At 67.1% G+C, this 23,755-nt stretch carries 16 protein-coding genes; 8 read left to right on the forward strand and 8 right to left on the reverse strand.

The features are described from left to right. Window positions 1-47 precede the first annotated feature (47 nt). Complete coding sequence (locus AC13F7_RS02820; RefSeq protein ID WP_346471414.1) at window positions 48-1,397, forward strand: dicarboxylate/amino acid:cation symporter; 1,350 nt, start codon at window positions 48-50, stop codon at window positions 1,395-1,397. A 255-nt stretch (window positions 1,398-1,652) separates the two neighbouring features. After that, entirely contained in the window at window positions 1,653-3,944 is a 2,292-nt protein-coding gene (locus AC13F7_RS02825; RefSeq protein WP_482999176.1) for an NADP-dependent malic enzyme, read from the forward strand. 369 nt (window positions 3,945-4,313) lie between these two features. Here AC13F7_RS02825 and AC13F7_RS02830 read toward each other — a convergent pair whose 3' ends face one another. Next, on the reverse strand, window positions 4,314-5,012 hold the full coding sequence (locus tag AC13F7_RS02830; protein WP_482999177.1) for a basic secretory protein-like protein: 699 nt from the start codon (window positions 5,010-5,012) through the stop codon (window positions 4,314-4,316). Next, entirely contained in the window at window positions 5,009-8,383 is a 3,375-nt protein-coding gene (locus tag AC13F7_RS02835; RefSeq protein WP_482999178.1) for a GH92 family glycosyl hydrolase, read from the reverse strand. Before AC13F7_RS02835 ends, AC13F7_RS02830 begins: the two co-directional genes overlap by 4 nt. Window positions 8,384-8,771: 388 nt before the next feature. On the opposite strand from AC13F7_RS02835, the gene AC13F7_RS02840 reads away from it, so the two are divergent. The 3 genes from AC13F7_RS02840 to AC13F7_RS02850 are packed head-to-tail and all read left to right on the forward strand — an operon-like array spanning window position 8,772 to window position 11,400. Beyond that, window positions 8,772-8,969, forward strand: coding sequence for a zinc-finger domain-containing protein (locus tag AC13F7_RS02840; RefSeq protein ID WP_019183790.1), 198 nt, complete (start codon window positions 8,772-8,774; stop codon window positions 8,967-8,969). A gap of 15 nt (window positions 8,970-8,984) precedes the next feature. Further along, window positions 8,985-10,097 (forward strand): glycosyltransferase, encoded by a 1,113-nt coding sequence (locus tag AC13F7_RS02845; protein WP_481470544.1) that lies wholly within the window; start codon window positions 8,985-8,987, stop codon window positions 10,095-10,097. Next, window positions 10,078-11,400: an O-antigen ligase family protein gene (locus tag AC13F7_RS02850; protein WP_482999486.1), complete on the forward strand. Its 1,323-nt coding sequence runs from the start codon at window positions 10,078-10,080 to the stop codon at window positions 11,398-11,400. The genes AC13F7_RS02845 and AC13F7_RS02850 overlap by 20 nt, the downstream gene beginning before the upstream one ends. A gap of 19 nt (window positions 11,401-11,419) precedes the next feature. Here AC13F7_RS02850 and AC13F7_RS02855 read toward each other — a convergent pair whose 3' ends face one another. Beyond that, window positions 11,420-12,340, reverse strand: a complete 921-nt coding sequence (locus tag AC13F7_RS02855) for an LpxL/LpxP family Kdo(2)-lipid IV(A) lauroyl/palmitoleoyl acyltransferase (RefSeq protein WP_019183794.1) — start codon at window positions 12,338-12,340, stop codon at window positions 11,420-11,422. Between the two features lie 95 nt (window positions 12,341-12,435). Here AC13F7_RS02855 and waaA point away from each other — a divergent pair, with 95 nt between their 5' ends. Continuing rightward, entirely contained in the window at window positions 12,436-13,734 is a 1,299-nt protein-coding gene (gene waaA, locus AC13F7_RS02860) for a lipid IV(A) 3-deoxy-D-manno-octulosonic acid transferase (RefSeq protein WP_482999179.1), read from the forward strand. On the opposite strand, the gene mgtE is transcribed toward waaA, so the two are convergent. The 5 genes from mgtE to AC13F7_RS02885 form a co-directional block, all read right to left on the reverse strand. Then, on the reverse strand, window positions 13,735-15,117 hold the full coding sequence (mgtE, locus tag AC13F7_RS02865) for a magnesium transporter (protein WP_482999180.1): 1,383 nt from the start codon (window positions 15,115-15,117) through the stop codon (window positions 13,735-13,737). Window positions 15,118-15,273: 156 nt separating this feature from the next. After that, window positions 15,274-15,942 carry a hypothetical protein gene (locus AC13F7_RS02870; RefSeq protein ID WP_482999181.1) on the reverse strand — a complete coding sequence of 223 codons (669 nt, stop codon included), beginning with the start codon at window positions 15,940-15,942 and terminating at the stop codon, window positions 15,274-15,276. A gap of 459 nt (window positions 15,943-16,401) precedes the next feature. Further along, on the reverse strand, window positions 16,402-17,760 hold the full coding sequence (locus AC13F7_RS02875; RefSeq protein WP_346471424.1) for a TolC family outer membrane protein: 1,359 nt from the start codon (window positions 17,758-17,760) through the stop codon (window positions 16,402-16,404). Window positions 17,761-17,776: 16 nt separating this feature from the next. Further along, window positions 17,777-18,424 carry a protein-L-isoaspartate O-methyltransferase family protein gene (locus AC13F7_RS02880; RefSeq protein ID WP_482999182.1) on the reverse strand — a complete coding sequence of 216 codons (648 nt, stop codon included), beginning with the start codon at window positions 18,422-18,424 and terminating at the stop codon, window positions 17,777-17,779. Between the two features lie 131 nt (window positions 18,425-18,555). Continuing rightward, a complete protein-coding gene (locus AC13F7_RS02885) occupies window positions 18,556-19,221 on the reverse strand; it encodes a TetR/AcrR family transcriptional regulator (protein ID WP_482999183.1) in 666 nt (221 codons plus the stop codon). A gap of 122 nt (window positions 19,222-19,343) precedes the next feature. On the opposite strand from AC13F7_RS02885, the gene AC13F7_RS02890 reads away from it, so the two are divergent. Beyond that, window positions 19,344-20,489, forward strand: coding sequence for an efflux RND transporter periplasmic adaptor subunit (locus AC13F7_RS02890; protein WP_482999184.1), 1,146 nt, complete (start codon window positions 19,344-19,346; stop codon window positions 20,487-20,489). 4 nt (window positions 20,490-20,493) lie between these two features. Then, window positions 20,494-23,664 (forward strand): efflux RND transporter permease subunit, encoded by a 3,171-nt coding sequence (locus AC13F7_RS02895; protein WP_482999185.1) that lies wholly within the window; start codon window positions 20,494-20,496, stop codon window positions 23,662-23,664. Window positions 23,665-23,755 lie beyond the last annotated feature (91 nt).

Here is a 23,755-nt window from a genome sequence, read left to right on the forward strand (position 1 = left end):
GCCGCCCAGCGCGGCCGGCATCCTTCGTGACACTGCCGGAGCTTCCCATGCACGTTCCCACCACCGCCCCGCTGGCAGCCAAGCCGCTGCCGTTCTACCGCCAACTGTATTTCCAGGTGGTGGTGGCGATCGTTCTCGGTGCCATCCTCGGCCATTACGAGCCGGCCTTCGCCGAATCGCTCAAGCCGCTGGGCGATGCCTTCATCAAGCTGGTGAAGATGATCATCGCCCCGGTGATCTTCCTGACCATCGTCACCGGTATCGCCGGCATGACCCACCTGCGCACCGTGGGCCGGGTGTTCGCCAAATCGATGGCCTATTTCCTGTTCTTCTCCACGCTGGCCCTGGTGGTCGGCATGGTGGTGGCGCACGTGGTGCAGCCGGGCGCGGGGATGAACATCAACCCGGCCGACCTGGACCAGACCGCGGTCAACGGCTATGTGCAGAAGTCGCATGAGCTGACCCTGGTCGGCTTCGCGCTGGACATCATCCCGGCGACCCTGGTCAGCGCCTTCGTCGAAGGCAACATCCTGCAGGTGCTGTTCGTGGCGGTGCTGTTCGGCATCGCGCTGGCCCTGACCGGCGCCAAGGGCCGTCCGGTGCTGACCTTCCTGGAGGCGCTGACCGCCCCGGTGTTCCGCCTGGTCCACATCCTGATGAAGGCGGCCCCGATCGGCGCGTTCGGTGCGATCGCCTTCACCATCGGCAAGTACGGGGTCGGCTCGCTGGTCAACCTGGCCTGGCTGGTCGGCTCGTTCTACCTGACCGCCTTCCTGTTCGTGGCGGTGATCCTGGGCGTGGTCTGCCGCCTGTGCGGATTCTCGGTGTTCAAGCTGGCCCGTTACCTGAAGGCCGAACTGTTGCTGGTGCTGGGCACCTCGTCCTCGGAATCGGCGCTGCCCTCGCTGATGGAAAAGATGGAAAAGGCTGGCTGCAGCAAGTCCGTGGTGGGCCTGGTGGTCCCGACCGGCTACTCCTTCAACCTGGACGGCACCAACATCTACATGACCCTGGCGGCGCTGTTCATCGCCCAGGCGACCAACACCGAACTGACTCTGGGCCACCAGATCGCCCTGCTGCTGGTGGCGATGCTCAGCTCCAAGGGTGCTGCCGGCGTCACCGGTGCCGGCTTCATCACCCTGGCCGCGACCCTGGCGGTGGTGCCGGAAGTGCCGGTGGCCGGCATGGCGCTGATCCTGGGCGTGGACCGCTTCATGAGCGAATGCCGCTCGCTCACCAACTTCATCGGCAATGCGGTGGCCACCGTGGTGGTCTCGCGCTGGGAAAACGCGCTGGATCGCGACCGCCTGGCGATGGTGCTGGACGGCCGCGAGGCCGAGCTGCCGCCACTGGTCGTGGCCGACCTGCCGGACACGCTGCCGGCCCCGGCGCACTGAGCCCGATGCCCTGATTGTGTGGTGCATGGTCGTGCCGTTCCTGCCGGGGCGGCACGGCCATGTTTTGTTCTGAAGGCCCGGTGCGCGCTGTCATCTGTGCGCGGCAGGCTGGTCCGCATACGCCGGCGAACGGCCGGTGCGCTGCGTTGGATTATGTGCGGTTGCAACATCGCCGCGACAGCGTAGCGACAGGTCCGTCCACGCCAACGGGGGTATGATCCCCTGTTCCTCTCGCCCATTCATCTGCAGAAAGCGATGTCCAACGAAGATTTCAAACAGGCTGCCCTCGATTACCACCGCATGTCGCCGCCGGGCAAGATCCGCGTCGCAGCGACCAAGCCGATGCTGACCCAGCGTGATCTGTCGTTGGCGTATTCGCCGGGCGTGGCACACGCCTGCGAAGCGATCATGGCCGACCCGCAGCAGGCCAGTGAACTGACCGCCCGCGGCAACCTCGTCGCAGTGATCTCCAACGGCACCGCCGTGCTGGGCCTGGGCAACATCGGCCCGCTGGCCGGCAAGCCGGTGATGGAAGGCAAGGGCGTGCTCTTCCAGAAGTTCGCGGGCATCGATGTGTTCGACATCGAGATCGATGAGAACGACCCGGACAAGCTGGTCGACATCATCGCCTCGCTGGAACCGACCTTCGGTGGCATCAACCTGGAAGACATCAAGGCGCCGGAGTGCTTCATCGTGGAGCGCAAGCTGCGCGAGCGGATGAATATTCCGGTGTTCCATGACGACCAGCACGGCACCGCGATCATCGTCGGCGCGGCCGTGCTCAACGCCATGCTCGTCACCGGCAAGAAGATCGACGAGGTGAAGCTGGCGACCACCGGCATGGGCGCGGCGGGTATTTCCTGCGTCAACATGCTGGTCTCGCTGGGCCTGAAGAAAGAGAACATCCTGGCCTTCGACCGCGATGGCGTGATCCACACCGGCCGCACCGACCTGGACCCGGAAAAGGCGCGTTACGCGCGTGATACCGACAAGCGCACGCTGGCCGAGATCGTCGATGGTGCGGATATCTTCCTGGGCCTGTCGGCCCCGGGGATCCTGACCGCGGACATGGTCAAGACCATGGCCAAGGATCCGGTGATCTTCGCGCTCGCCAACCCGACCCCGGAAATCATGCCGGAAGTGGCCCGTTCGGTTCGTCCGGACGCGCTGATCGGTACCGGTCGTTCGGATTACCCGAACCAGATCAACAACGTGCTGTGCTTCCCGTACCTGTTCCGTGGTGCGCTGGATGTCGGCGCGACCGCGATCAACGAAGAAATGAAGATCGCCTGCGTGCACGCGATCGCCGCGATGGCACGCCGCGAGGCCAGCGACCTGGGCTCGGCCTATGGCGATGAGACCCCGAGTTTCGGTCGTGACTACCTGATTCCGCGTCCGTTCGATCGCCGCCTGCTGGTGGAACTGTCGGCTGCCGTGGCGCAGGCCGCGATGGATTCCGGCGTGGCCACCCGTCCGGTGGCCGATATGGGCGCCTACCGCGAGAAGCTGGCCCAGTTCGTCTACCGTACCAGCCTGATGATGAAGCCGGTCTACGACCGTGCGCGGTCGGACAAGCAGCGCGTCGTGTACGCCGAAGGCGAGGAAGAAGTGGTGCTGCGCGCGGTGCAGAATGTGGTCGATGAAGGCCTGGCGCAGCCGATCCTGATCGGCCGCCCGGACGTGATCGAGGCCCGTGTCGAGCGCCTCGGCCTGCGCATGAAGGCCGGTGTCGATTTCGACATCACCAACATCAACGATGATCCGCGCTTCAACGAGTACTGGCAGTACTACCACAACCTCACCGGCCGTCGTGGTGTGACCGTGGCCGCGGCCAAGAACCTGATGCGCTCGCGCCCGACCCTGATCGCTGCGGTCATGGTGGCGCGTGGCGAAGCCGATGCGATGCTGACCGGCGTGGTCGGCCGCTTCCACAAGAAGCTCGGCTACGTGCGCAGCGTGCTGCCGCTGGAAGCCAAGGTGACCTCCACCTCGGCGATGACCGGCGTGATCAACCAGCAGGGCGTGTTCTTCTTCGTGGATACCCACGTGCAGGAAGACCCGACCGCCGAGCAGATCACCGAAGCGACGCTGCAGGCGGCGTACCGCATGAAGTTGTTCGGCATCGAACCGAAGGTGGCGCTGCTGTCGCACTCCAACTTCGGCAGCCATGATTCCCGGGATGCGCTGAAGATGCGCACCGTCCGCGAGATGCTGCTCAAGCGCAACCCGCGCCTGAACGTGGACGGTGAAATGCAGGGCGACACCGCGTGGGATGAAGCGCTGCGCCAGAAGCTGCTGCCCAACAGCACGCTGAAGGGCCGCGCCAACCTGTTCGTGCTGCCCAACCTGGAAGCGGCCAACATCGCCTACAACCTGGTGCGCGTGTTCACCGACGGCGTGGCGATCGGCCCGATCCTGATGGGCGTGGCCAAGCCGGTGCACATCCTGACCACCAGCGCGACCTCGCGCCGCGTACTCAATATGACCGCCATCGCGGCCGTGGATGCGCAGATCCGCAAGCAACTGGAGGCGGAAAAGAACGCGTAAGGCGTTCTTTTCAGCGTCAGTTGCCAGAACGCGCCCTCCGGGGCGCGTTCTCGTTGTGGCGCGTGTATCTGCCACACACGCGCCGCACAGACGTCATGGCTCTGCAACGTCCCAAGCGCCCAATACCCCCACGCGGCCCGGCCGTGGCGGCGCTCCGGTGGGGGCGCCGCCACCCTGGGCCCGACCAGATCCTCCACGATCAGCCACGGGAACGGTGTCATGCGCCATCAACGGACGAAGCGGTATTTCCAGCAGTTGTTCGCGCTGTACGCCGGCCTGGTCGGCGCGCGCTGAAGACGGTAACGATGGCACCGGTAGTGCCGGCCGCTGGCCGGCTCCTGGCAGACGCCGACCGGCCACCCGCAGCAATCAGCGTGTCCGCACGTACTGCGCCCACAACACCGGCAACGCCACGCCGCTGAGCGTTTCCCACAGCGCCGGCGTATAGCGGCCCTCACGCAGGGCGCCATCCAGCGCCTTCACCAGGCCGGGATGGGCTTCCTCGGTCCACTTCAGGAACGCACCGGTGACCCGGTAGCCGGTAGTGAAACTCTGCTCCGGTTTGACCTGCGTCGGCAACGCCCAGCCTGCCGCGGCGTTGTCCTTGCCATAGCGGTCACGCGCGTAGTCGGCGATTCCCTCCACCAGCCAACCCGGCACGCGCGCATTGGCGTACTCCGGGTAGCCCTGCACGATGTGCATCGCCTCATGCGTGACCAGATCGATATCGCCCGGGTGCTTGTGCAGCCAGACCGGATTGATCGTGATCGTCGCTGCCTGCGCTTTCTCGCCGACGAAGGCGATGCCGTCGTACGCCGGGTCGATGACGATGCCGATCTGCGTCGGTGCGGCCGGATGGAAATCAGCGCGCTCGCGGAGATACGCGCCGAAGAAGGTCTCGATGATGCGCTCCCGCACCGGCGCGGCCAGCGCATCGCTGGCGTCGCGGTAGTGCATGGTCACGTCCTCGCGGGTCTGTGTGGTCTCGAACGCGTGCGCATCGGCGAGCCCAGCGGTGACGAGCAGGGCGGTCAGCAGGCTCCGGGTGATGGGCAGGGGAGTCCTCATCGTGTCGCCGCAGCCGCAGCCGCAGCCGCAGGCGCAAGCAGCTCCACTTCCGCCAGTTGCAGGCGCCCTGGTCCGCCGATGCGCAGCCGGTACTCGGCGTAGCGGCCCGGCTGGGCGATGCGGAACGGCCGGGTCTGCATGGCCCAGGCGAAGGCTTCGCCACGTCGCTGGTCCACCTGCACCCAGCGCCCACCGGTCGTGCGCGCCTCCAGCGTCCAGTCGCCGCCCCGGATCGGGCCGTTGCCGCTGGTCAACGTGTACATCGACGGCGTCCCTGATGCGACGTTGCTGAAAGTGATCGTGCTCGATCCACCCAGCGGCAGTGCTGTGGCGGCGTCGTCATCGATCAGCGCGGCAGCTGCGCGGCCATCGCCAAGCTGGGCGGTGGCACCGCTGCCGAGCAGATCGTGCAGCAGAGCCGGCTGCTGGCCGCGTGCAGTGAGCGAACGCGGTGCATCGTCCGGGCCAGTGCCCCAGCGCGAGGGCTCCGGGCCCATGACGAAGTCCAGCGTGGCGCCCTTGGCCAGCAGGTCGTGCGGCAGCCAGGTTTTGGTCCACGGGGTGCCGTTGACCTTCAGCGACTGCACGTAGATGTTGCGGTCCGAGTTCTCCGGCGCGTTGACGGTCAGCACCGCGCCGCCCTGCAGCTCAACGCGGGCATGGCGGAACAGCGGTGAACCGATCACGTACTCTGGCGCGCCCATACGCAGCGGATAGATGCCGAGCGAGGCGAACAGGTACCACGCCGAGGTCTCACCATTGTCCTCGTCGCCGGGGTAGCCCTGGCCTATCTCGCTGCCCAGGTACAGGCGCGAGAGGATCTCACGCACATGCTGCTGGGTCTTCCACGGCTGCCCGGCATACAGGTACATCCACGGGATGTGGTGCGCCGGCTGGTTGCTGTGCGCGTACATGCCCATGCGCACATCGCGCGCTTCGGTCATCTCATGGATGGTGCCGCCGTAGGAGCCGGCAAACGCGGCATCGGCGGTCTCCGGCGTGGCGAAGAACGTGTCCAGCTTGGCCGCCAACTGCGCGCGGCCGCCGTACAGCGCCGCCAGCCCTTCGCCGTCATGCGCCGCCGTGAACGCGAACGTCCAGCCGTTGGATTCGGTGTAGTCATGGCCCCACACGCGCGGGTCATAGTCCTTGGCGTCCAAGCGCCAGCTGCCATCCGGCTTGCGACCCTGGAAGAAGCCAGCGGCGGGATCGAACAACGTGGCGTAGGTGCCGGCGCGGTGGCGGAAGTAATCGGCCTCTGTCGCATAGCGTTCGCGCGCGGCCGGCGTATCGGCCTGCTTGGCCAGGACCTCGGCCATGTTCGCCACGCCGAAGTCGTTGAGCGCGCCTTCCATCGTCCACGACATGCCTTCGTGCACATCGGCGGTGGCATAGCCACGGAAGGTGGAGCGGTCCATGCCCTTGCGTCCGACGTGGCGATCCGGCGGCACCACGGTCGCATTCTTCAGTGCGGCAGCGTAGGCCTCCTGCGGGTCGAAGCCGCCGATGCCCTTCAGCCACGCATCGGCGAAGGCCACGTCCGAACTGGTGCCCACCATCAGATCGGCATAGCCGGGCGAGGACCAGCGGGCGACCCAACCCCCGGCGCGGTACTGCTCCAGGAAGCCCTGCACCAGCGCACCAGCATCGTCCTTGGTGAACAGCGCATAGGCCGGCCAGGTGGTGCGGAAGGTGTCCCAGAAGCCGTTGTTGACGTAGACCTTGCCGTCGCGCACCGGCGCGAAGCTGCGCGTGGCGCTGCCGTCGGTGTTCTCATCCGAGGCGCTGGCCTGGCTGGCATAGCGCCAGTCCGGTGCCGCCGCGGTGCCGGCATTCTCATGGCCGGAATTGGGATAGAGGTAGAGGCGGTACAGATTGGAGTAGAGCGTCGTCTTCTGGTCATCGCTGGCATCGCCCACGTCGAAGCGGGCCAGGCGCTGATCCCACGCCTCCTGCGCGCGCGCGGCCACGCGATCCACATCGTCGCTGGCAGCCACTTCCAGCGCGAGGTTGTGGCGCGCCTGCTCGACCGAGATCAGCGACGTGGCGATGCGCATGGAGACGCGGCGGTCGGTGCCCGCATCGAACTTGATGTAGCCGGTCGGGCGGCCGGTCTTCACCGTGCCGCTGCTGCGCCACGGGCGGTCGAAGCTGGCCACCACGTACATTCGGGTGGCGCCGGTGGACAGGCCGCTGCGCGTATCGGTATAGCCGGAGAGTGTCTGGGTGGCCGCATCCAGCGTCAGTCCGCCGCGCGCGTCGACGTTGTCGAACAGCAGGTTGGCATCACCGCCGTCGGGGAACGCAAAGCGGAAGATCGCGGCGTGGTCGGTCGGTGCGATCGACGCGGCGATGCCATTGTCGAAGCGCACGTCATAGCGGTACGGGCGGGCCCGCTCGTTCTCTCGCGAGAAGCTCAGTGCGCGTTTGCTGCGGTCGGCCTCGGGCACGCCACGGGTCGCCGACGGCATCACCTGGAAGGTCTGGCGGTCGCCCATCCATGGGCTGGGCTGGTGGCTCAGCGCCAGCGCCTGCAGGCGAGGCCGGTTGGCCGCATCGTTCTGTTCGTTCCAGCGGTACAGCCAGGTCAGTGAGCCGGCATCGGTGACCGGTGTCCAGAAATTGAAGCCGTGCGGCACAGCGGTTGCCGGAAAATTGTTGCCGCGCGAGAAGGTGCCGTTGGCCTGCGTGCCGCGGGTAGTCAGCACCCAGTCCGAGGGGCGCTGCGGCGTGCTGCGCGGTTGCGCCTCCAGGCGGACATCGTCGACCCAGCCGGCCACTGGCGCGCCCTCGGCGCTGGCGACCTCCAGCTCGAGCGCGACCACGCGGCGCCCGCGCAATGCCGGGGTATCACCCAGACGAACGGCTTTGCGCGCCCACTGCTGCGGGTACAGCGTCTTCGAGTCGCCCTGGGCACGCGCACCCAGCGCCACGCCGTGATGATCGCGCGCGGCGCTGGCCGACACGCGGGTACCGTCGTCGAGCACCAGATCGAGCGAGACATAGGTCGAGGCCACGGTGTCCTTGCCGACGATCTCGGGCAGCACCAGCCAGGACAGGGTGGTCTCGGCCTCAATGACCAGATCGGTGTTGAACAGCTGGCGGCGCGCCTGGCCGCCGGCGCTGGCGTAATGCAGCGCATGCAGGCCGCTGTAGCCGACGCCGGGCTTGGCCGCGTAGGGGGCGGCTGGGCCACTGCCGATCCGTACCTGCAGTGCGCCGTCGCCGGCCGCCGCGGCCGGGGCCGGCTGGCCCGGCTCGAAGGAGGTCTGCAGGCCCTGGGCAGCGGCCGGCAGGGCGATCGAAGCGCAGGCCAAAGCCAGGGCGAGGGGAAGAGCGCGGCGGGCAGGGCGCAGGTCGGACAGGGTCATGCAAGGGTCTCCCGGGAAGGGCAGGCGGCAGGCAGGACCCGCATCGATGGCCACGGCGGACGGCGTCGCCCCAGCCATCGGCAGACGGCAGGAAAGAGGCGATGCATGTCCGGTGGGGGGCGGGCAGGCGATCGGGTCGATGATCGGTACCTGCCCGATCGTGCATCACGACAATGGGGGATGACAAGTGCAATTAGTTCGATCTAAATGCGACAAATCCGTTTCTTCGGCGATTATTGACAATGCATTTGGATCGATTTAAAAGCACCGGTGGTCCGTTGGATGGGCGGTCAGCGTTCCCAAGCCGGGGTGCTTCGCTCCAGCGGCCGTCCGCAGCCGCCAGATGCTAGAATCGGCGGTCTCGCAACCCCCTTTGTGTGTCCACGCCATGAGCCATACCGCCACCGCGCCCGCCAATGCCGAGAAGCGCTACACCGTGCACCGCAGCGATCTGCCGCTGAGCTGCCCGACGCCGGAAATGGCGCTGTGGAACTCCCACCCGCGCGTGTACCTGCCGATCGAGGACGAGCCCAACTGCGAGGCTGCGTGCCCGTACTGCGGCGCCGTGTTCGTGCTCGCCGACTGACCTGCGGACCACCCTGTGCGCCGACTGACCGTGGTGCAGCTGCTGCCGGCGCTGCACTCCGGCGGGGTCGAACGCTCCACCCTTGAGATCGCCTCCGCCCTGGTGGCCGCCGGCCACCGGGCCATCGTCGTGTCCGCTGGTGGGCGTCTGGTCGAGCCGTTGCTTGCCAGTGGCGCCGAACACCTGACCCTGGATATCGGCCGCAAGTCGCTGCTGACGCTGCGCCATGTGCTGACCCTGCGCAACCTGTTCAACGAGGTGGGCGCGGACATCGTGCACGCGCGTTCGCGGCTGCCGGCGTGGCTGGGCCTGTACGCCGTGCGCAACCTGCCGGCGGCGACGCGTCCGCATTGGGTCACCACCGTGCACGGGCTCAACTCGCCGGGCCGCTACAGCGCGGTGATGACCAGCGGCGAGCGCGTGATCTGCGTGTCCAACAGCGTGCGTGAGTTCGTGCGTACGCATTATCCGAGCGTGCCGGCCGAGCGCCTGCAGGTGATCCCGCGTGGCGTGGATGTCAGCCAGTTTCCGCGTGTGGCCCGCCAGGATCGGCGTGCGCGCCTGGCCGTGGCCGCGCAGCATCCCGCGCTGGCCGGCGATGCGCCGTTGCTGTTGCTGCCTGGCCGTGGCACCCGCCTGAAAGGGCATCGCCACGCGCTGAGCCTGCTGGCAGGACTACATACCGCCGGCGTGCCGGCCACGCTGTGGATGCCGGGCACGCGCGAGCCCGGCCGTGAATCCTATGTCGCCGAACTGGAAGCACAAGCGCGCAGCCTGGGCGTGTTCGATGCGGTGCTGATGACCGCACCGACCTCGCGCATCGCGCAGGCCTATGCGGCCAGTGATCTGGTGCTGCAGCTCTCGGACAAGGCCGAAGCGTTTGGCCGCACCGTGGTGGAAGCCTTGTCGGTGGGCCGGCCCGTGCTGGGCTGGAACCATGGTGGCGTGGGTGAGTTGTTGACTCAGCTGCAACCCTCCGGCGCGGTACCCTTGGGCGACGCCGACGCACTGCTGGCGCGCGCGCAGCAGTTGCTGCTGCAGCCGCCCTCACTGCCGACGCGGATCCCGTTTACCTTGCAGGCCATGCAGCGTGACACGCTCCAGCTCTATACCTCCCTCATCGGCTGAGCCCACCGTTCTTCCCGGTTCGCCGGGCTCCCGCGCGGGCCGCTGGGCGCCGTGGTGGGTGATCGCGTTTGTTGCCTTGTGGCCGCTGCCCGGCATCGCCGAGGGCGTGCTCGTGCTTGGCGCGCTGTACGCGGCGGTGCGCATGGTCCAACTGCGGCTGCAGGGCAATCAGCGCCTGCTCAGCAGTCCGGCCTGGGCGCTCACCAGCATCCTGTTTCTCGGTTATTGGTTGCCGCAGGCGTTCTCTGCGTTTGATGCGATTGATCCCGGCACGGCATGGCGCAAAGCCGCTGCCGGCCTGCGCTATCTGCCCTTCATGTGGCTGGTGGCCATTGCCGTGGCCACTCCGCAGCGGCGCGCGCTGACGCTGGGCGGACTGGCGGTGATCACCGGGCTGTGGACGGTGGATGCGCTGGCGCAGGCAATCGTCGGCAGCAGCCCGCTGTTCTGGTCGATGGACCAGCTCAAGTGGGCCGTCAGCGGCCATGGGTTGTGCTCACCGCAGGAGATGGCGGCGGTGGACCGGCTCAGCGGTGTACTCGGCCCGTGCAATCTCAAATTCGGCCAGGTACTCGCCAGCCTCTCGCCCTTCCTGTTGTTTGCCGCCTCACGGCGTGCAGGCATCCCCGGTTGGTCGCTCGCCGCCGCTGCGGTGGGTGTGGTGCTGGTGCTGGCCGGCTCGCGCGCGGCGTGGCTGACCTACGCGCTGGTGCTGGTGTTCTCCGGGTGGCGGTTGATCGGCGTGCGTGGGCTGCTGGCCTGCGTCGCCGTCGGTGCAGTCGCGGCGGCCGTGCTCACCGTGAGCGTGCCCCAGGTCGGTGACCGCGTCGCGCGTACCGCGATGGCGTGGGAAGGCGAGAACGACGGCGTGAATCAGGCATTGTCCGGCCGCGCGCAGATATGGGCCGCAGCGGCGTGCATGATCGAAGCGCACCCGATCAACGGTGTCGGCGCGCGTGGCTTCCGCGAGGCCTACCCGGGCTGCAATCCGAGTCCGGCCGCGCAGGACGTGTGGGGCGCGGGCCCAGCGCTGCACGCGCACCAGATCCTGCTTGAGATCCTGTCCGAGACCGGCGTTCTCGGCCTGCTGCTGTGGCTGGCGGCCGTGGCTCAGGCCTGGCGCGCATGGCGCTTTGCCACACCGCACGCGCGGGAGCATGCACGCCCGGCAATGCTGGCACTGGCGGTGACCGTGTTCCCGCTCAACACCCATCTGGCGTTCTATTCGACCTTCTGGGGTGGCCTGACCCTGCTGCTGGCCGCGTTGTATGCGGGCAGTCTGTTGGCGAAAGACGACCGGTAACCGCGGCAAACATCCGGCGTCATCGGTAGTAATCGCTCCGCCCACCGGGCTGGCGCTTGAACCGGCGGTGGATCCACAGGTACTGGTCGGGCGCCTCGCGCACCATCGCTTCGATGGCCTGGTTGACGCGGGCGGTATCGGCCTCGACATCTTCGCTGGGGAAATTCTCCAGCGGTGCGCCGATCTTCAGGAAGTACTTTCCACCTTCGCGACGGTGGAAGTACGGGATCACCGCACAGCCGGTCATCCGTGCCAGCTGGTGCGTGGCGGTGATGGTCGAGGCGGTGTGGCCGAAGAACGGCACGAATACCGTGTCCTTGCCGCGCATGTCCTGGTCCGGCGCATACCAGAGGAAGCCGCCCTTCTTCAGATGCCGCACCGTGGCGCGGATGTCCTCGTTGGCGTACATCGCCTTGGCGTAGCGCAGGCGGCCGAATTTCACCGCCCACTCGTACACCGGGTTGCGGTGCTTGCGGTACATGCCGGACAGTTCGACGTGATCGCACAGCAGGCGGCCGCACATCTCCAGCGTCATGAAGTGGCCGGAGACCAGCAGCACGCCACGGCCTTCGGCCTGCATGCGGTGCAGGTGCTCCAGCCCTTCGATCTGCACCTGCGGACGGATGCTGTCGATGCTGCCCCACCAGGCACGGGCGAATTCGAAAATGCCCACGCCCAGCGCGTCGAAGCTGTCGCGCAGCAGGCGCTGGCGCCAGGCATCGTCCTTCTCGGGGAAGCACAGCTTCAGGTTGACCTCGGCGGCACGCCGGCGGCTGCTGGCCAGCCGGTAGGCAACCGTGCCGACCCCGCGGCCGAGCGCGCGCTGCAGCATCCACGGCAGGCGGGCGATCGCGAAGGCGACCAGCATGAAAGCGAAGGTCGGCCAGTGGCGCGGATTGCGCAGGGACGGCCGGGTGGCGGTGGAAGCGTTATCGGACATGCCTCGATTCTAATGGATGCGCCCGGATGCGTCCCGGCAGGGCCATCATGGCGGCTCGGCGTGTCTTCCCCGCGCCGCTCCCGTATCCTTTGCCCATGCGTAAAAGCCCTGTCGAATGGATCCTGCGCGGCCTGTACTCGGCCGTGCTCTACCTGCTGTTGCCGATCACCGTGTACCACCTGGTGTGGCGGGGCTTCCGGGTGCGCGAGTACTTCCAGCGCTGGGATGAGCGGTATGCCTCCTATCCGCACTCCAGCGGCCAGCCGCGGGTCTGGCTGCACGCGGTCTCGGTGGGCGAGGTCAACGCCGCAGCGCCCCTGGTGAACGCTCTGCGCGCGCTGCGCCCGGACATCCGCTGGGTAATCACCACCATCACCCCGACCGGCTCCGAGCGTGTCCGCTCGCTATGGGGCGATGCCGTCGATCATGTGTATCTGCCGTACGACGTGCCGGGCAGCGTCGGCCGCTTCCTGGGCCACTTCAAGCCCAGCCTGGCACTGATCCTGGAAACCGAACTGTGGCCGAACCTGCTGTTCGGCTGCCGCGACCGCAAGATCCCTGTCTACATCCTCAATGCCCGCCTGTCGGCGCGCTCACTGCGCGGTTACCGGCTGCTCAGTGCCCTGATTGGACGTGCACTGCGCACGGTCACCTGCGTGGCCGCGCAGTCGGCCGACGACGCCGAGCGGTTCATCCAGCTCGGTGCCCGCCCTGAACAGGTGCAGCCGCTGGGCAATCTGAAGTTCGATATCGCCACGCCGAACGTGCAGGACTTCATTGCGCGCTTCCATGATCTGGTGCCGACCACGCGCCCGGTGTGGATCGCCGCCAGCACGCATGAGGGCGAAGAGCAGGCCACCATCGATCTGCACCGCCGCCTGCGCGACGCGGTGCCGGGCCTGCTGCTGCTGTGGGCACCGCGGCATCCGGAGCGCTTCCCGCGGGTGGAAGCGCTGTCCCGCGAGCAGGGCTGGAAAGTAGCTACGCGTCGCCAGCAGCAGTGGCCGCAGGCGGATACGGATGTGTTCGTCATCGATACGCTCGGTGAGTTGATGTCGTTCTACGGTTGCGCGCAGGTGGCCTTCGTCGGTGGCAGCCTGCAGGCCATCGGCGGCCATAATCTGCTGGAGCCCGCGGCCATGGGCACGGCAGCGGTCACCGGGCCGCACCTGCACAACTTCGCCGAGATTTCCCGGCGCATGCGCGAAGCCGGCGCGGTGGTGATCGCCGAGGATGCCAACGGGGTCGGCGATGCGCTGCTGACCCTGCTGCGGGACCCGCAGGCGCGCGAAGACATGGCGCGTGCGGGCTGCGAGCTGGTCAGCAACGGCCGTGGCGCGTTGAAGCGCACCGTGGCCTTGATCGCACCCCAGTTGCCGCCGCCGGTGGCGTGATCACCCCGCGGCGACCAGCAGATCTCCCAGGAAGGCATACGCAAACCCGAAGTAGATGAACACGCCGATGAGGTCCATGACCGAGGTGATCATCGGCGCCGACAGTGTGGCCGGATCCGCCCCGATGCGGCGTGCGGCGAAGGGCAGCAGGGCGCCGACGATGCCGCCCAGCGCGGTGCACACCAGCATGCTCGAGCCCACCACCAGCAGCACGTCGATGCCTACACCTTTGCTGAAGAAGGCCAGGATCGCTTCGAGTACGGCGATGGCGATGCCCAGTCCCGCCGCCACCGGCAGTTCGCGCTGGATCACGAACCACACATCGCGCCAGCTCAGTTTCAGCTCGCCCAGCGCCATGCTGCGGATCACCAGCGTGGCCGACTGGCTGCCGGTATTGCCGCCCATGTCCACGATCGGGGCGATGAAGGCGGCCAGCACGATCACCTGCGACAGCAGCTGCTCCTGCGCGGCGACAAACGTACTGGTGACAATGCCGAAGCAGGTCAGGATCGCCAGCCAGAACACACGCACCCGGAACATCTGCTTCAGCGGCGTGCTGCGCACATCCAGATCGTTCCCGTGTCCGCTGACCGTGCCGCCAAAGCGCGCCAGCTGCGAGGCATCGCGTTCCTTCTCGATGTCCATCGCATCGTCCACGGTGACGATGCCGATCATGCGGTCGCCTCCATTGGTCACCGGCAGCGCGAGCAGATCGTAGCGACGGATCAGTTCGGCGGCCTGCAGCCTGGGCCAGTGCGCCTTCGCTGACACCGGCTGCTCCTGCATGATCGAGGTGATCGTGCGGTTCGCGTTGGCCAGCACCAGATCACGCAGGGCCACCGTGCCGCGCAGGCGCAGCGTATGGTCCAACACGAACAGGATATTCACCGTCTCGCTGTGCAGCGCCGTGGCGCGGAGATGTGCCAGCGCCTGCGCCACGGTCATCTCCGGTGACACCCACACGTAGTCGGACGTCGTCGCCGAGCCGACCGTGCCTTCGGGATAGGACGCCATCTTGAGGATGTCGTCGCGCTCGACCTTGGTCAGTGCGGGCAGCAGCTTCTGCTTGGCATCTTCGCCGAGCCGGTTGTACAGGTCGGCGCGATCATCGGAGGGCATGTGCTCGAACAGCGGCACCACCGCCTCACGCGGCATCGCCGCCAGCAGCTGATCCTGGCGGATCTCGGTGAAGTGTGCGAAAAGCTCGGCGCGTGCCTGCGGTTCGAGCATCATCAACAAGGGGAGTATCTTGTCCACGCTCAGTGCATCGAGGGCATCGACCAGATCGGACGGATGCGTGGTCGCGGCGATGCTGACAAAGCCGGCCGCGTCGAGCGAGAGCGAGAGGGTGCGGATCGAGAACAGGAGGTCTTCGCGGTTCATGGTGGTTCTCCAGCAAAAAGCAGCGCGGTGCGCTGAGGTACGCAGGGCCGACGCGCGGGCAGGGCTCGAGCGGGGCAGGTATCGGTGGGTGCATGGGCCGTGTGCGGACGTGCAGGTGGTCCGGCCAGTCGGTGCCGCCAAGCGGCACACAGGGCGTTACGGTGCAGAGGCCAGGTTGAAGCCGAGCGTGATCCAGTGGCCGTCGCGCTGGTGATGCACACGACCAGCAAGCAGGTCCACGCTGGCGCCGCGCCAGAGCTCGTGGCGGACACCGAACTGACTGCTGCGCTGCCGTGTGGTGACACGCGCGGTTTCGGCCAGCAGCGACCACTGCGGCGCAGTGACGATTTCCAGGCCGATGCCATCGGTGCGGCCGCGTGCGCCGGCCGTGCGTGCCCAGCCCAGGTTGAGGTGCAGCAGTGTGCGATCGCTGGCGCCAAGGGCGAGGGTCAGGGGCGCGTTGATGCCCCAGTCATCGCCACGCAGGTGGTGCCAGTCGTTGCCGACACCGGCACTCAGCGCCAGGCCCCAACGGCGCTGGTCGATGTCGCGCAGCACGCGCTTGGCACCCAGCGCCCACTGCGTGGACGAGACAGCGTGCTGGTGGCTCAGGCCGAGCGACCACTCGGTATCGGCGAACGTGCAGGCCGGTACAGCGCTCCACTCCGCCCCGGCATCGGTGTGGCGGGCCCAGCTTTCCAGCTGACAGCGGCCGGCATTGGTGATGGCGGCATCGTCCACCATCAGGCTGGCCGCGGCGCGGGTGTCGAACGGAAGCATCGCCACGGCCACGAGTGGCAGGGCGAAGACACGGGAAACGTGCATGGGCAATCTCCAGGCAAACGGAAACGCCAGCGGCACCCTTCTTGGGGTCGGTGGAACGGCGATACGGATGATGCGAGGCGGGCGAGCGTGTCAGCTGCGCCGGTGGGCCCCGTCCTGTGCGGACGGAACCGACCTTGGGGTCAGTGGGTCCGTCGGCTCAGGAGCAGCAACGAGATCGACTATGACTGTCCAAGGAGGGGGCCTCTGGAGGGAAAGGGAAGGTGGTGCGGGGCGGACCATAGTCGGCCCTTGCCGAGGGGTCAAGCCATTTTCCACGCGGCGTACCGGACTGTGGACCGGTGCACGGTGGAGAGTGAGTGCTGGTGGGCATTGTGCGATGAAATCGCCGCGGCAGTGATCGGGTGGGTGACGCGCGCGACGTGTCGGAATCAACAAGGTGCACGCAAAAAAAAACCACCCGCACGCGGGTGGTTTCTCTGTCTCGCCCTGCGCCGTCGATCAGTTGACGGTGGTGCTCGGCGTGGCGGCCTTCTGGGTCAGCAGGCGGTTGATGTCCTGCAGTTCGGCGATGTCCAGCGTGCCGACCGCCTGGCCCAGCTGCAGACGGTTCTGCAGGAAGGTGTAGCGGGCGTTGGCGTAGTCCAGCTGCGCGGAGAACAGGATGCGCTGGTTCTGGATCACGTCCAGCACGGTACGCGTGCCGACTTCCAGGCCGACCTGCGAAGCGTCATAGGCGCTCTGTGCCGACACGACGGCCAGACGACGCGCTTCCACTTCGCTGATGCCGGCCACCAGGGTCTGGTAGGCGTTGCGGGTGTTGCGGTCCAGGGCGCGCTTCTGCTGCTCGTAGCCGTCCTGGGCGATGTCACGCTGGGCCAGCGCCTGGCGCACGCCGGACTGGGTCGCACCGCCGGAGAAGATCGGCACGTTCAAGGTCAGGCCGACGCTGTTGGTGCGGCGGTCCGGGCTGAAGCTGTCAGCGCCGACCACATCGCCCCAGCTGGCCGACTTGCCGGCGGTGGCGCCCAGCGAGAGGGTCGGGTAGTGCGCGCCGCGGGCGGCCGAGACGCCGGATTCGGCGGCGTTGACCTTCAGTTCCTGCGCCTTCAGCGCCGGGTTCTGCGCAACGGCTTCGGCCACCAGGGTATCGATGGTGGCGTACTTGGCCGGCAGTTCCGGACGGAAATCGGCCGGCAGGGCGCGCAGGTCGTTGACCGGCTGGCCGGTCAGCTCGGTCAGCGCCTGGTAGGCGTCGGCCAGCGTGTTCTGCGCGATGATCGTGTTGGCACGCGCCTGGTCGTACTGGGCACGGGCTTCGTGCACGTCGGTGATCGGGGCCAGGCCCACTTCCAGGCGCTTGTCGGCGAAGTCGAACTGCTTCTTGGCAGCGGCTTCGTTGGTCTGCGCGGCCGACAGCGATTCAATGCCCACCAGCACGTTGAAGTACGCCGCCGAGGTGCGCACGATCAGGTCGTCGTTGGCCGAATCCAGGGTGAAGTCCGCCGCCTTGCTCAGCTCGCGCTGCGAACGCAGGTTGGCGAACTGGGTGAAGTTGAAGACCGTCTGGCTGCCGTTGATCGTGTAGTTCCGGCTCTTGGTGGTGAACGAGCTGGAGGTCAGATCATGGTTCGGGTTGGTGCGGCTGCGGTTGAGCGAGGCCTCGCCGTTGAGCTGCGGGAGCAATGCGGCACGCGCCTGCACGGCGCCTTCCTTGTCATACAGGCGGGTCGACTCGGCAGCCGAGAGCTGCGGATCGCCATTGCGCGCCATTTCGTAGACCTGCAGCAGGTCGGCGGCAGAGGCGGTCATCGGCAGCAGGGCGGCGGCCAGCGCAAGGGCGAGGGATCGGCGGATCATTGCGGCTTCCTTGGACTCAGAGTTGGAACTGGGGTGCCGGGGCGGCACCGCGCAGGTAGTCGATATCGGTTTCGAACAGCGATTCACTGGTGCCGTCCGCCTTGACCAGCACCGCTTCCATGACCGGCGACCGGCCACGGATCACGAACAGTCGACCGCCGGGACGCAGCCACTGGGCGAAACGTGACGGGATGACATCCACCGCGCCGGTGACGCAGATCGCATCGAAGCGGCGCTCGGTGTCCCAGGTCAGGGCGTCGGCGGTTTCGATGCGGACGTTGTTGCCCAGGCCGGCCGCGTCAAGACGCGCGCGCGCGGTGGCAGCCAGGTCGGCGTCGATTTCCAGGCTCAGCACTTCGCGGGCCAGCTCGCCCATGCAGGCGCTCAGGTAGCCGCTGCCGGTGCCGATTTCCAGCACTTCATCGCCCGGCTGCAGATCCAGCGCCTGCAGGGTGCGGCCTTCGATGACCGGCTTCATCATCTTCTGGCCGTTGCCCAGCGGCAGCTCGATATCGGTGTAGGCCAGGGCCCGGTGCGATTCAGCGACGAACGCCTCCCGCGGCAAGCGTGCCAGTACATCGAGCACGCGGATTTCCAGCACATCCCAGGGGCGGATCTGCTGTTCGACCATCAGTTCGCGGGCGTGGGAGTAATCGATCGTCATGAGGTTCTATATCCAGCGCAGTGGGCCGGCCATTTTACCGGTGCCGGGAGCCGGCGGCGCGCTGAGAGCATCGCTGCCGTCGCGCCGGGGTCGCAGTGCCGGAAGTCACCGCGACCTCCGGTCCATTCAGTTTAGTCCCGCCGGGCATACGCCCGCAGGAAAAAGTCGACGCTGGCGCTCACGTGGGCGTCGGCATCGCACTCGGCCGGGGCCGGCCGCAACCCGCACATCATATGCGTATGCAGCTCGCCCTTGATCAAGGTCAGGAACTGGATCGCGGCGGTCGGGAAATCGGTGATCTCCAGCTCGCCGCGGGCGGTGCGGGCACGCAGGAAGTCGGCCAGCGCGTCGGTGGTCCGCTGCGGGCCGGCCAGCCAGAACATCTCGCGGATCCGGTCATCGGTATCCGGGGACATCATCACCCGCTGCACGGCGACCGCCGCATCGGAGGTGATCAGGCTGAAAAAGGCGTGCCCGATGCCCATCAGCTGGTCGCGCAGCGGGCCTTCGATGTCGGTGACGAACAGCTCGTCCGGCAGCATCTCGACGCACTTGGATTGCACAGCTTCGGTGAACAGGGTTTCTTTGTCGCCGAAATGGCTGTAAACGGTCAGCTTCGAGACGCCTGCCTGGGCGGCGATGCTGTCCATGCTCACACCGTTGTAGCCCTGGTCGACAAACAGCGATTTGGCGGCGTCCAGAATGGCCGCGCGCTTGCCCAGATCCTTCGGGCGCCCCGGTCCGGCGGCCTTGGCAGGCGGCTTGGAGGGCGATGTAGAGGGGGTGGCATCAGTCATCCAAACAATACTAGACCAATCGGTTCGATATTTATACTATACCGGCTGGTTCAATATTGAAGCGGTTGGAACAGTGTGTCTCCAGCGGCTTTTTCCGGGTTACTTTTCAGGTCCAGGACCTCATGAACAACATGCGATGGATGGGTGGTGGGTTGCTGGCGATCGTGCTGGCAGCATGTGGCAAGCAGGACGCCGAGCCGGTCGCACCGATTCCGGTGCTGGTGGTCCACGCCGGCACCGTGGCCGGCCAGGAAGTGGCTGCCTATCCCGGTGAGATCCGGGCCCGCGAGGAAAGCCCGCTGTCGTTCCGCGTCGGGGGCAACCTGATCAAGCGCCACGTCGATGCCGGCCAGCGCGTGCGCAAAGGCCAGCTGCTGGCCGAGCTGGACGCCGCCGACTACGCCTCCCAGGCCAGTGCGTCGCAGGCGCAGCTCGCTGCCGCCGAAGCCGACCTGGTCCGCGCCCGGGATGACCAGAAGCGCTACGCCACCTTGGCCGAGCAGCAGCTGGTGAGCCAGTCCGCGCTGGACAGCCAGACCGCTGCCTTCAAGGCTGCGCAGGGCCAGGCCAATGCCGCCCGCGCCAATCTGGCCGTGGCCCGCAACCAGGCCCAGTATGCGCAGCTGCGTGCGCCGGCCGATGGCGTGATCGCCAGCCGCCAGGCCGAAGCCGGGCAGGTGGTCAGCGCCGGGCAGACCGTGTTCACCCTGGCCGCGGATGGCGGCCGCGAAGTCGTGATCGCGCTGCCGGAAAGCAACATCCGCGATTACCAGGTGGGCCAGCCGGTGCAGGTGGAACTGTGGAACCGCCCCGGTCAGCTGCTGGGCGGCACGATCCGTGAGATCGCCCCGGCCGCCGATGCCCAGGGGCGTACCTATGCCACCCGCGTCAGCCTGGCACCGGAAGCCTTGACCGAAGTCGAGCTGGGCCAGAGCGCGCGCGTGTTCGCCGCGGCCGGTCGCCAGGGCACGCTGCAGTTGCCGCTGGCGGCGGTGCAGCGCGGGGCCGATGGGCGCAGCAGCGTGTGGGTGGTCGATCCGGCCAAGCGCACGTTGAAAGCCACGCCGGTGACGGTCGGCGCGTATGGCGTTGAATCCGTTCCGGTGCTGAGCGGGGTGAGCGCGGACGACTGGGTGGTTGCTGCCGGCGGCCATCTGCTGCGCGAGGGCCAGCCGGTGACGGCAGTGGACCGCCAGAACTGCCCGGTACTGGCACCGGCGGCCAAGCCTGCCGCGGCCGCCGCGCCTGCCGCCGGCAAGGGAAACTGATCCCGTGCGCCGCTTCAACCTCTCCGAATGGGCGCTGGGCAACCGGCCACTGGTGCTGTTTGCGATGCTCGCCTTCGCGATCATCGGCGCGTGGTCTTACAAGCACCTGGGCCAGTCCGAGGATCCACCGTTCACCTTCAAAGTGATGGTGGTGCGCACGAACTGGCCCGGCGCGACCGCCGAACAGGTCTCACGCCAGGTCACCGAGCCGATCGAGAAGGCACTGCTGAACACCGGGCAGTACGAGTTCATCCGTTCCTACTCGCGCCCGGGCGAATCGCAGGTGATCTTCGTGGCGCGCGACAGCCTGCGCTCCAAGGCGATTCCCGACCTGTGGTACCAGGTGCGCAAACGCGTGGGCGACATCAAGCCGACCCTGCCGCGCGAAATCGTCGGCCCGTTCTTCAACGATGAGTTCGGCGATACCTTCGGCAACATCTACGCGTTGACCGGGCAGGGCTTCGACTACGCAGTGATGCGCGACTATGCCGACCGCATCCAGCTGGAACTGCAGCGCGTGCCGGATGTGGGCAAGATCGAACTGGAAGGCCTGCAGGACGAGAAGATCTGGATCGAGCTGTCCAACACCAAGCTGGCCACGCTGGGCGTGTCGCTGCAGCAGGTGCAGCAGGCCTTGGCCGACCAGAATGCGATTGCCGCCACCAGCTTCTTTGAAACCCCGAGCGACCGGGTGCAGCTGCGCGTCACCGGCCAGTTCAAGAGCGTGGAGGACATTCGCCGCTTCCCGATCCAGGCTGGCGACCGCACCGTGCACCTGGGCGACATTGCCGAGATCAAACGCGGTTTTGCGGATCCAGCGTCGCCGAAGATGCGCTTCATGGGCGAGGACGCGATCGGCATTGCCGTGGCGATGAAAGACGGCGGCGACATCCTCAAGCTGGGCAGTACGCTGGACGCCGAGTTCGAGCGCTTGCAGAAGACCCTGCCGGCCGGCATGCAGCTGCGCAAGGTCTCCGACCAGCCGCACGCGGTGGAAGAGTCCGTCGGCGAGTTCGTGCAGGTGCTGACCGAAGCGGTGGTGATCGTGCTGCTGGTGAGCTTCTTCTCGCTCGGCCTGCGCACTGGACTGGTGGTGGGCGTGACCATTCCGCTGGTGCTGGCAATGACCTTCTTCGTCATGCATTACTTCGACATCGGCCTGCACAAGATTTCGCTCGGCGCGCTGGTGCTGGCGTTGGGGCTGCTGGTGGACGATGCAATCATCGCCGTGGAGATGATGGCCACCAAGATGGAGCAGGGCTACGACCGCCTGCGTGCGGCCAGTTTCGCGTGGGAGTCGACCGCCTTCCCGATGCTGACCGGTACGCTGATCACCGCGGCCGGCTTCCTGCCGATCGCCACGGCTGCCTCCAGCACCGGCGAATACACCCGCTCGCTGTTCCAGGTGGTGACCATCGCGCTGGTGGTGTCGTGGATCGCTGCGGTGCTGTTCATCCCGTACCTGGGCGACAAGATGTTGCCGGACCTGTTCAACCCGCAGCCGCCCAAGCCGGACAGCCTGGCAGGGCGCTGGCATGCCCGTCGCCTCCGGTGGGCCGACCGCCATCCCGCGTTCGCGCGCTGGATCGCGCCGAAGGTGCATGCCCATGATCACGATCCGTACCAGCGTCCGTTCTACGTGCGCTTCCGCAGGTTCCTGGATGTGTGCCTGCGCCATCGCTGGTGGGTGATCGCCGCCACGGCCGCGCTGTTCGTGTTCTCACTGCTGATCTTCCGCTTCGTGCCCCAGCAGTTCTTCCCGGATTCAACCCGCCCGGAACTGATGGTGGACATCGAACTGGCCGAGGGTGCCTCGCTGCAGGCCACCCAGGCGCAGGCGACCAAGCTGGAAAAGCTGCTCAAGGACCGTGAGGGCATCAGCAACTTTGTCGCCTACGTGGGTACCGGCTCGCCGCGCTTCTACCTTCCGTTGGACCAGCAGCTGCCGGCCACCAACTTCTCGCAGTTCGTGGTGCTGACTGAGAATGCAACCGCACGTGAGGCGACCCGCGACTGGTTGCTCAAGGACGTGATTCCGCAGTTCCCGGACGTGCAGATGCGCGTGACCCGCCTGGAGAACGGCCCGCCCGTCGGCTACCCGGTACAGATGCGCATCTCCGGCGAGCATATCGAGCAGGTGCAGGCCATCGCCCGGCAGGTGGAAGCCAAGGTGCGCGCAAACCCGCACGTGATGAATGTCAACCTGGACTGGAGCGAGCCGAGCAAAGTGGTGCGGCTGGTGATCGACCAGGACCGTGCACGCGCACTGGGTGTGAGCAGCGCGCAGGTGAGCCAGCTGCTGGGCACCTCCTTGTCGGGCATGAGCGTGAGCACCTACCGGGAGGGCAACCGCCTGATCGAGATGCTGCTGCGTGGCCCGGACAACGAACGTGTGCGGCTGGACATGCTGGGCAGCCTGGCCATTCCGACCGCCAGCGGCACCTCGGTGACCCTGTCCCAGGTGGCACGCCTGGAGTACGTGTTCGAGGACGGCATCATCTGGCACCGCAACCGCCTGCCGACGGTGACGGTGCGCGCCGACATTGCCGACGCGAAGCAGCCGCTGGACGTCGTGCAGCAGATCCTGCCGACGCTGGAGGGCATCCGTGCCGAGCTGCCGTCCGGCTACCTGCTTGAAACCGGCGGTACGGTGGAGGATTCCACGCGTGGCCAGGATTCGATCAAGGCCGGCATGCCGCTGTTCCTGATCGTGGTGGCAACCTTGCTGATGCTGCAGCTGCGCAGCTTCTCGCGTGCGGCGATGGTGCTGGTCACCGCGCCGCTGGGCATCATCGGCGCGACCCTGTTCCTGCTGCTGTTCCGCGCGCCGTTCGGCTTCGTGGCGCTGCTGGGAACGATCGCGCTGGCCGGCATGATCATGCGCAACTCGGTGATCCTGATCGATCAGATCCAGCAGGATATCGACGCCGGGCATGACCGCTGGCACGCGATCATCGATGCCACCGTGCGCCGCTTCCGCCCGATCGTGCTGACCGCGCTGGCGGCGGTGCTGGCGATGATCCCGCTCTCGCGCAGTGCCTTCTACGGCTCGATGGCGATCTCGATCATGGGCGGGCTGATCGTCGGTACCGTGCTGACCCTGGTGTTCCTGCCGGCGCTGTATGCGGCGTGGTTCCGGGTGAAGCCGGATGAGGCCAAGACCAGCGAAGGCTGAGTGACCATGGAGCCGGCCGATGGCCGGCTTCATTCTTTCAGTGCGATGCGGATGCCCGTCGTCTTGGCGGTGCCTGCCAGCGCACAATGCA

The organism is Stenotrophomonas sp. K-6, assembly GCF_056861555.1.